The sequence below is a fragment of the Actinopolymorpha alba DSM 45243 genome, from assembly GCF_000373925.1.
Taxonomy (GTDB): domain Bacteria; phylum Actinomycetota; class Actinomycetes; order Propionibacteriales; family Actinopolymorphaceae; genus Actinopolymorpha; species Actinopolymorpha alba.
This window is the reverse complement of the sequence record NZ_KB892712.1, coordinates 1-8,919: the sequence shown is the minus strand read 5'-3', so window position 1 is coordinate 8,919 and position 8,919 is coordinate 1. Positions and strand designations below refer to the sequence as shown.

The 8,919-nt window shown below is 64.8% G+C and carries 9 protein-coding genes and 2 pseudogenes; 10 read left to right on the top strand and 1 reads right to left on the bottom strand.

Going from position 1 to position 8,919, the window contains the following annotated elements:
• The 10 genes and pseudogenes from B141_RS39000 to B141_RS45285 form a co-directional block, all read left to right on the top strand.
• Positions 1-171: pseudogene (locus B141_RS39000) on the top strand (IS982 family transposase); the annotation flags it as partial.
• 28 nt (positions 172-199) lie between these two features.
• Positions 200-334 carry a hypothetical protein gene (locus tag B141_RS52155; protein WP_020574147.1) on the top strand — a complete coding sequence of 45 codons (135 nt, stop codon included), beginning with the start codon at positions 200-202 and terminating at the stop codon, positions 332-334.
• Positions 331-474, top strand: a complete 144-nt coding sequence (locus B141_RS49005) for a hypothetical protein (protein ID WP_020574146.1) — start codon at positions 331-333, stop codon at positions 472-474. Before B141_RS52155 ends, B141_RS49005 begins: the two co-directional genes overlap by 4 nt.
• A gap of 140 nt (positions 475-614) precedes the next feature.
• On the top strand, positions 615-2,096 hold the full coding sequence (locus B141_RS0105365; RefSeq protein ID WP_020574145.1) for a sulfatase-like hydrolase/transferase: 1,482 nt from the start codon (positions 615-617) through the stop codon (positions 2,094-2,096).
• Position 2,097: 1 nt separating this feature from the next.
• Positions 2,098-3,363 (top strand): ABC transporter substrate-binding protein, encoded by a 1,266-nt coding sequence (locus B141_RS0105360; RefSeq protein WP_020574144.1) that lies wholly within the window; start codon positions 2,098-2,100, stop codon positions 3,361-3,363.
• Positions 3,360-4,286 carry an ABC transporter permease subunit gene (locus B141_RS0105355; protein ID WP_020574143.1) on the top strand — a complete coding sequence of 309 codons (927 nt, stop codon included), beginning with the start codon at positions 3,360-3,362 and terminating at the stop codon, positions 4,284-4,286. The genes B141_RS0105360 and B141_RS0105355 overlap by 4 nt, the downstream gene beginning before the upstream one ends.
• Positions 4,283-5,113, top strand: coding sequence for a carbohydrate ABC transporter permease (locus B141_RS0105350; protein WP_020574142.1), 831 nt, complete (start codon positions 4,283-4,285; stop codon positions 5,111-5,113). Before B141_RS0105355 ends, B141_RS0105350 begins: the two co-directional genes overlap by 4 nt.
• The gene (locus B141_RS0105345; RefSeq protein ID WP_202805676.1) at positions 5,110-6,135 is read left to right on the top strand and encodes a LacI family DNA-binding transcriptional regulator; all 1,026 of its coding nucleotides are present in this window, start codon (positions 5,110-5,112) and stop codon (positions 6,133-6,135) included. The genes B141_RS0105350 and B141_RS0105345 overlap by 4 nt, the downstream gene beginning before the upstream one ends.
• A 761-nt stretch (positions 6,136-6,896) precedes the next feature.
• Positions 6,897-7,766, top strand: coding sequence for a hypothetical protein (locus B141_RS0105340; protein ID WP_020574140.1), 870 nt, complete (start codon positions 6,897-6,899; stop codon positions 7,764-7,766).
• A gap of 120 nt (positions 7,767-7,886) precedes the next feature.
• The gene (locus B141_RS45285) at positions 7,887-8,606 is read left to right on the top strand and encodes a DUF4145 domain-containing protein (protein WP_020574139.1); all 720 of its coding nucleotides are present in this window, start codon (positions 7,887-7,889) and stop codon (positions 8,604-8,606) included.
• A 142-nt stretch (positions 8,607-8,748) separates the two neighbouring features.
• Here the strand turns inward: B141_RS45285 and B141_RS38990 are convergent.
• Positions 8,749-8,919, bottom strand: a pseudogene (locus tag B141_RS38990) (IS982 family transposase); the annotation flags it as partial.

Here is an 8,919-nt window from a genome sequence, read left to right as displayed (position 1 = left end):
GTCTTCGACACCGGCAAAGGCCAGCTCTCCCTCGAACTACACGGCGCCCGCACCCCCGAAAGCCTCTACGCCCGCATCGCCCAACGCCTCCTCGCCCTCGCCACCGCAATCTGGCACAACCACAACACCGGCGCCCCCGTCACCCGATCCCTCATCGCCTACGACCACTGAGTTAGGAATCAGTCGTCTAGGGATAGAGGTGTCGGACTACGCGACCCTCATTGTCGAGATCATGGCCGACAACGCCGATCCTCACGCCAACGATGTCTATGCCGCCCTCGACATGCCCTTCGCGACGCTGATGGGACAAGTGGCGGCGGGGTACGAGAAGTGACCGACGAGGTCGACATCGTGATCATCGGCGGTGGCTCGACCGGTGCTGTGCCCGGTGTCGTGCCCGGTGTCGTGCCCGCCAACCCAGCCCAGCATGGGCCCCGTCAGGCGCGCCTCGAAGGACGCAGCGACTCCGGCTGACGCCGAGCATCGGTCGATGGACCTGGCTCTTCCCTCTTGACGCGCGGGCGTGCTGCACGCCACCCTTTACAGCGCTGCATTTTACAGCGCTGTATTTGAGGTTCACCATCTCAGCCGACGCCGCCAGGAGAACACAGGGAATGCGTCCCGACATCGTCATCGTGATGACCGACCAGCAGCGCGCCGGACTGACCCGCCGGAGCGGCTACCCGGTCGACACCATGCCCTTCGTCGACCAGTTGGCGGCCGCGGGAACCGACTTCACGCAGGCTTACACTTCGGCCCCGGCCTGCGTCCCGGCCCGCACCAGCCTCCTGACGGGACGCTTTCCCAGCGCCCACCAGGTCCGGCAGAACAGCACGCCGGCACACGCCCGGTTCGCAACCGATCTGGTCGACGTCCTGCGTACGGCGGACTACCAGCTGCACTTCGCCGGCAAGCCGCACATGCCGCGGGGCGCCGCCGACTTCGACACCTTCGCGGGTCCGTACTTCCATACGCAGGGTCCGGAGCAGGATGAGCAGGAGAAAGCCTTCGACACTTGGCTGGAGCGACTCGACCACGGTGTCTCCGTGGAGCCCACGCCGTACGACCTGCGCTGCCAACTGCCGTACCGGATCACCACCGACGCCCTGGCCGCGGTGAAGGCCGCGGACCCGGACGTGCCTGGACTCTTCTGGGTCTCGTATCCCGAGCCGCACAACCCGTACCAGGTGCCGGAGCCGTACTTCTCGCTGGTCTCGCCCGATGAGGTTCCCGACCGGCTCAGCGGACCTGAAGGCGCCGAAGCCAAAGGCGGCAGCTATGCCTGGCTGCGCAGCCTGCAGGAGGAGAAGCGGCCTGGGTACGACGCGGCCTGGCGTCGCTACGCCGCGAACTACCTCGGGATGCTGCGGCTGCTGGACGACCAGATCCGCCGGCTGCACGAGGGGCTCGCCACGCGCTCCCGACCGCGGTTGACGATCGTGCTGGCCGACCACGGCGACTACGTCGGCGAGTACGGCCTGCAGCGCAAGGGCGCGGGCCTTTCGGAGTTCCTGATGCGGATCCCGCTGATCATCGCCGGTGACGGCGTTGCCCCCCAGCGCCGCGACGAACCGGTGTCGATCGTCGATGTACTCCCCACCATCTGCGAGGCGGTCGGCCAGCCGCTGCCCGACGGTGTCCAGGGCCGCAGCCTGCTTCCGCTGGCCCACGGCGAGGAGGCACCAGAGGCGGAGTTCGGCAGCATCATCGCCGAGCAGGGATTCGGCGGACGCGCCCGCGACGTCACCGACCGGCCGCCGCTGCATTTCGCGTACGCCGGCCCCACCTTCGACGAGTTGAACTCCGTCACCCAGTCCGGGTCCGCCCGGATGCTGCGCAGTGGCCGGTGGAAGCTCGTCGTCCATGCCGATCTCGCCGGCGAGCTCTACGACCTCGACGCCGATCCGGCTGAGCTGGACAACCTCTTCGAAAGCGATGCCCACCTGGCAATCCGCGCCCGACTCCTGCACCAGTTGGCCCGCTGGCAGGCGCGGCTCACCGACGACCTGCCGACCGGCGCCTACGTCCCCCACCGCCTCGAGCACAACTGGCGATGGGCCGCCATCGAAGCACAGCAACCGAGCAGGGAGAACTGAGATGAATCCGACCACCTTCAGCCGCCGGACCCTGTTGGGCCTCGGTGCCGCCACGGCAACCGCCCTCGTCCTGCCCGGCTGCTCGGCGAAGTCGGGGCCGATGCGGGTCGCATGGTACGGACCCGACCCCGTGACCAAGGCGATCAACAACGCCTTGCAGGCTTGGAAGTCCAACGGTGGCGCCGAGTTCGCACCCGAGAGTGCGCCCTTCGCCGACTACTGGGACAAGCTGGCAACGCAGACCTCCGGCAACAACGCTCCCGACGTACTGCGGATGTCGATGAGCTACTTCAGCGACTACGCGGGGCGCGGCACCCTCAAGGACCTCGGGTCGCTGGGTATCAACATCTCCGGTCTGGACCCGGAAGTGGCCGGCAGCGGCACCGTCGACGGTAAGAACTACGGGATCGGGCAGAGCTCCATCAGCTACGCCATGTACGTCGACGAGGCCGCCGTGAAGGCCGCCGGTGGCAGCATCCCGCAGCAGGGCTGGACGTGGGACGCGTTCGCCGAGTTCGCCAAGGACTACACGGGATCGGTGCAGGGCTCGTTCGGGTCCAGCGACCAGGCCGCCAACTTCCAGCTCTTCGAGGTCTTCGCCCGGCAGCACGGCACCGATCTCTTCGCCGAGGACGGTTCGAAGCTGACCGTCGGCCGGGACACGATCCAGGAGTGGTTCCAGTACTGGGCCGACCTGCGGACGGCGAAGGCAGCCCCGCCGCAGAACGTCACCGGCGAGGCCACCGCGATCGAGAAGTCGCTGATCGCGACCGGGAAGGCGCCGCTGCAGTTCGGCTGGGTACAGCAGGTGACGTTCTACCAGCCGCTGGTCAAGAGCCCGCTCACCGTGCTGCCGGTGCCGCAGGGCGAGGCCGGTGACCTCAAGGGCCAGTTCATCAAGGGCCTCGATCTGTGGTGCATCTCCGCCGCGAGCAAACATCCCGAGGACGCGGCCAAGCTGATCGGCTTCTTGCTCAACGACGAGGCCGCGATCAAGGCGATCGGAATCCTGCTCGGGGTGCCGCCGTCGAAGAAGGCGCGCGACCTGGTGTCGGCCGAGGCCGATTCCGCTGGGGCCCGTGCCATCGCGTACGTGGAGGAGATCGCCGGCAAGGTCGGCCCGTCCCCGCAGCCGTGGCCGAAGGGGTACGGCGAACTGCTCACCGGCTTCGGGCGCATCGCCGAGAACATCGGCTTCGGCAAGGCCACTCCCGCCTCCGGTGCCGGTGAGTTCGTCGAACTGGCAGGGAAGACGTTGGGCAAGTGACCGTGCGCCGATCTGCCGCCGACTCCTTCGGGACCCGGCTACGCCGTAGCGTTCCCGGCTATCTGTTCCTGCTGCCCTGGCTGATCGGACTGCTCGGCCTGACGGTCGGCCCGATGGTGCTGTCGCTGTACTACTCGTTCACCGACTTCGCTCTGTTCAACACTCCGTCCTGGACCGGGCTGCAGAACTACCTGGCGCTGTTCCACGATCCGCGCTACCTGCAGTCGCTCAGGGTCACGTTCCTGTACGTGGCGATCTCGGTGCCGCTGGAGATGGCCTTCGCCCTCGCAGTGGCAGTGCTGCTCAACCGGGGATTGCGCGGCCTGGCGGTCTACCGCGCCCTCTACTACGTGCCGAGCCTGCTGGGAGGCAGTGTCGCGATCGCCCTGCTCTGGCAGCAGATCTTCGGCAGCGACGGCCTGCTCAATCAGGTCCTCGGCTTGTTAGGCGTCGAGGGACGGGGGTGGATCTCGGAGCCGGAGACGGCGCTGTGGACGTTGATCGTGCTGCGGGTGTGGCAGTTCGGGGCCCCGATGGTCATCTTCCTGGCCGGCCTGCGCCAGATCCCCGACGACGTTCTGGAGGCGGCTGCGATTGACGGGGCCAACCGGTGGCAGCGCTTCTGGCGGGTCACGCTGCCTCTGCTCTCCCCCGTGGTCTTCTTCAACCTGGTGCTGCAGATCATCGGCGCGTTCCAGGCCTTCACCCCGGCCTACATCATCAGCGGTGGCAAGGGCGGGCCGTCGGACTCGACGCTGTTCTACACGTTGTACCTGTACCAGCAGGCGTTCGGAAACTTCCAGATGGGCTACGCCGCGGCGATGGCCTGGGTGCTGCTGCTCATCATCGCGGTGTTCACCGGCCTCAACTTCGTCCTTGGGCGCACCTGGGTGTTCTACGGCGACGAAGGGGTCCGTCGATGAAGTTCCAACCGAGCCGAATCCTGGCCCACCTGGGTTTGGCAGCAGGTGCCCTGGTCATGCTGTATCCACTGCTGTGGATGATCATCGCCTCACTGCGGCCCAACTCCGAGATCTTCACCGACCCGGGCCTTGTGCCTCATCATCCGACTCTGGCGAACTACGCGCTGGGCTGGAAGTCGACCGGGGTAAGTTTCGGCGTCTATATCGGCAACTCGCTGCTCATCTGCGCCGCGGCGGTGATCGGCAACACGCTCACGTGCTCGCTCACGGCGTACGCCTTCGCCCGGCTCACCTTCGTCGGCCGCAAGGTGCTGTTCGGCCTGATGCTGGCCACGATCATGCTGCCCGGGCACGTCACCCTGATCGCGCAGTACTCGATCTTCCGCGACCTGAACTGGATCGACACCTTCTGGCCGATGATCGTGCCGAGCTTCCTGGCCACCGACGCCTTCTTCGTGTTCCTCATGGTGCAGTTCATCCGATCGATCCCGGTCGAGTTGGACGACGCCGCTCGGATCGACGGCTGCGGGCCGTGGGGAATCTACCGGCGGATCATCCTGCCGCTGCTGTCTCCGGCACTGGTGACCACGGCGATCTTCTCCTTCATCTGGACCTGGAACAACTTCTTCGGCCAGCTGATCTATCTGTCGACGCGGACGAAACTGACGGTCCCGGTCGCCCTGCGCGGGTTCCTCGATGCCAGCGGAAGTTCGGAGTGGGGGGCGCTGTTCGCCATGAGTGTGGTCACCCTTGTCCCCGTGATCGTGGTCTTCGTGGTGTTCCAGCGCCGGATCCTGGCCGGGATGGCGCACACTGGCCTCAAATGACATCCTCACCGAACATGCAGGCCCGACTGGTCGACGTCGCCAAGGTCGCCGGAGTCTCGATGAAGACGGTGTCCAACGTCGTCAACGGCTCGGTCCCCGTTCGCGAGGCGACCAGGAAGCGCGTGCTCGCCGCGATCGAGCAGCTCGGCTACCGCCCCAACGTGGCTGCCCGGAACCTTGCCAAGGGCCGCAGCGGAGTGATCGCCTTCGCGGTCCCACAGCTCGATCGCCCGTACTTCGCCTCGCTGGCGGCGCGGATGCTGGACGAGGCGGAGACCTACGGCTGGACCGTGCAGATCCACCAGACCGGCGGCCAGCGCGAGGCCGAGCTGGCACTGCTCACCGAACGCCAGCCTGTTCGCCTCGACGGCGTCGTGATGAGCCCGCTGCAGTTGACCCCGGAGGACGTACACCGGCGTGATCCGGCGCTACCACTGGTCCTGCTGGGCGAGAACGTCGATCAGAGTCACCGGGCCGACCACGTCGGGATCGACAACCGCGAGGCCGGCCGCGCGGCGACCGAACACCTGCTGTCCGACGGTCGACAGCGAGTCATGGCGCTGGCCCCGGGCCCGAACCTGAAGGTGGAACGGCTGCACGGATACCGCGACGCCCTCGCCGCGGCCGGTCTCGGAGTGGACGAAGACATGGTCCTCGCCACCGAGGGGGTACGCGGTGAGGACGCCGAGCTGACCCTCGGGCGATGGCTGGACTCCGGCCGTCCCGCCCCGGACGCGGTCTTCGCCGCCACCGACTGGCTGGCGATGGGGGCGATCCGAGCCCTGGTCCTGCGTGGGCGGAAAGTGCCGCAGCAGGTGGCCGTGGTTGGCTTCGACGACATCCCTTACGACCTGGCCATCCTCCCCACCCTGACCACCGTGGCGCCAGACCGTGTCGCCATCGCCAGGTTGGCCCTGCAGGCTCTGCGCGACCAGGAACCAGGCGGAGAGCCAGTGCGGCTACGAGCGCCCTTCAGCCTGGTCGTACGCGAAAGCACCGCCGGAATCCGCCGAGGTCGCTGACTCGCAGGCAGGGCCGGACGGCACCCCGACCGGCCGCCAGTCGGGGACCACCGGCCCTATCGCGGCGGCCGTTCCTGACGAATGATCGCCGAGCGCGCGGAGCGCCCGCGAGCGGAAACGCGTCCTCTTGCCTGGACTGCTGTAGCCGGATCGAGTACCTCAACCCGTCCCGGCAGCAGCTGGGTCGGGCCGTCCCAACGCATGCGCGCTATCTCTTCGCCGTCGCTTCTCGCCGCCACGAGCATCTGTCAGAGCATGCAGCTACCTGGCGCCCACGAAGCAAGCAAGCCAAAACCCACCACCATATGGCTCTGATGCGGCATGATCACGATGCCAGCTGGTGCTGCCGCCTATCACCTCCGCACCGGGAGGGATCAGGTCGCGGGATGGCTATGGCGCTCTCGGGCCCTGCGGTCCTGAGGGGGTTCCACTGTGCGGCGTCGGGGAGGAAATGATGCTTGACCTTGAACAGCAAGTTCTTCGGGTTTGGAATCCGGATGTGCGCCCACTCGTGGTCGAGGCTCACCGTTGCTATATGTCAGGAGCGGCACGTGCTTCAATAGCGCTCACTTGGGTCGCCGTCTGTGCTGACTTGATTGAAAAGTTCAGTCGGCTCGCAGAAGATGGGGAATCTGGCCTTAACCAACTCGAGGCTCTAGTCGCAGGTTAACTCCATCCGACCCGGGCAGCGTTCCAATTGTCGTCCTGTCGCGGGATACCAAATTTCGTCTTCGTTTCATATGGCAGGAGGGTAGAAGGCGTTGACTTCCATAAAGGAAAAGTGGATCACGTCGTTCCTGGCTGATTGGACGCCCGAGCACTGGAGTGCGGCGGCGGCATGGGTGACAGTGTTCGTTGCAGTTGTCGCGACAATCTTGGCGCTCCGCCAGTACAGGCTCACCCAGGAATCCAACAGGACGGCGATGTTGTCGGCAGCTCAGCAGAGCGAGCTGACCCAGGAGGCCAATCGAAATCAGGTGAAGGCGGCGATAGAGAATAGTCGGTTAACTCAAAGGCTCGCCGAGGAAGAGGCTCGCCCGTACGTTATCGCGTTTATGGAGAGCAGTGCGGCGAGCCGGTTTATGATCGATCTAGTCATCCGAAACTTTGGTAAGACTGCCGCATATGACGTCCAACTTCGGGTAGAGCCAGTTCTGAAGCGCACGAGTGACGGCGATGAGGTTGAGAAGGTCTGGCTGCCGGAAGTCATACCGACTTTGGTGCCGGATCAAGAATGGCGAACCTTCTTCGACTTCGGTGTACGTCGGATGAAGAACGCTGACCTTCCAAAAACCTACCGAGCTATCGTTAGCGCGAAGGACTACCAGGGCTGCGAACTGCCGGAGACTATTTCATCTCTCGATTGGGGCCAGTACGAAGGGCTCATGTCAACGACTGTCTACACGATCCATGATGCGGCGAAGTCGCTGCGTGAGATGGAGAAGACAATCAAGCGCTGGCGAGAAGGTATTCAGGGCGGCTTGAGAGTTTATGTGCGTGACGGTGATGTCCGCGATGAGCGGCTAGAGCGTGAGTACGCGGACCGGCAAGCGCAGCACGACCGGTTAGTAGAAAGGGTCCTGCGGGACGGGGGGGTGTCGGAAGAGCAGGATCGCGCAGGAGATGGGTAGCGGAGCAGCTGCGGTCTCGGTACCAATCTTAGGCTGCACTCCCGGCGTGACCGACCAGCTTGATCTCTGGCGCACCTTTCAGGCAGCTTCCGTTTGGATGGTCTCAAAGGAGGTGGGGCGGTGAGCGATGGGCAGGACGGTTCGGGCTTCGTCAAGGAGCAGCAGGTTGTCGTCGAATGCTATCTCTGCGGCGTCGCTGAGATAGCATTCGTTCGGGGCCAAGTGCGAATCCATGAGCCGGATATCGGATGGGATAAAGACACTCGCGTTTCCTTGACCCAATGCCATGTGTGTGGAGATATCGGTCTAATTCAGCAGTTTCGAACGCACTATTTCGAGCATGATCCATTCGCCTGGAGTCCGCCGGAGCGCTTATGGCCCTGGCCTGACACTGTTGCCTTGAGTCTCAGCGTTCCGGAGCAGCTGCGCGCCGAGCACGAGCAGGCTCGCAATTGCTACAGGGTGAATGCTCATACTGCTGTCGTCGTCATGGTTCGCCGAATACTGGAGGGAGTTTGCTTCGACCACAACATCAAGGAAAAGACTCTGATGGCCTCGCTCAAAAAGCTCCAATCGCAGGGAGCTATTGATGGGCAACTCGTGGAATGGACGACAGAGTTACGGGTACTTGGTAACGAGGGTGCCCACTACACCGGCCGTGGAGTCACGTCTCAGGATGCCGCTGATGCGCTCGCGCTATGTGAGGCGCTGCTGGACCACGTCTATGTGTTCTCACGCAGGTTCCGCGAGTTCATGAAGCGCAGAGCTTGTTCTAAGGCGCCGACAGGGCTGAGCGTGCAGGTCTCGGATGCCGACACCGAACCGAACGAATCCACGTGACGTCAGCTGTGGACGGTGCGGACATGCTGGACGCGTCGCCAGAGGTAATACCGGTGAAGGGTGTTGTTGGTCTAGGCGTCGATCTGAACCCATGCTTTGCCGCGCTGACGGCTGCGGCTCGCCTAGACGACTGATTCCTAACTCAGTGGTCGTAGGCGATGAGGGATCGGGTGACGGGGGCGCCGGTGTTGTGGTTGTGCCAGATTGCGGTGGCGAGGGCGAGGAGGCGTTGGGCGATGCGGGCGTAGAGGCTTTCGGGGGTGCGGGCGCCGTGTAGTTCGAGGGAGAGCTGGCCTTTGCCGGTGTCGAAGAC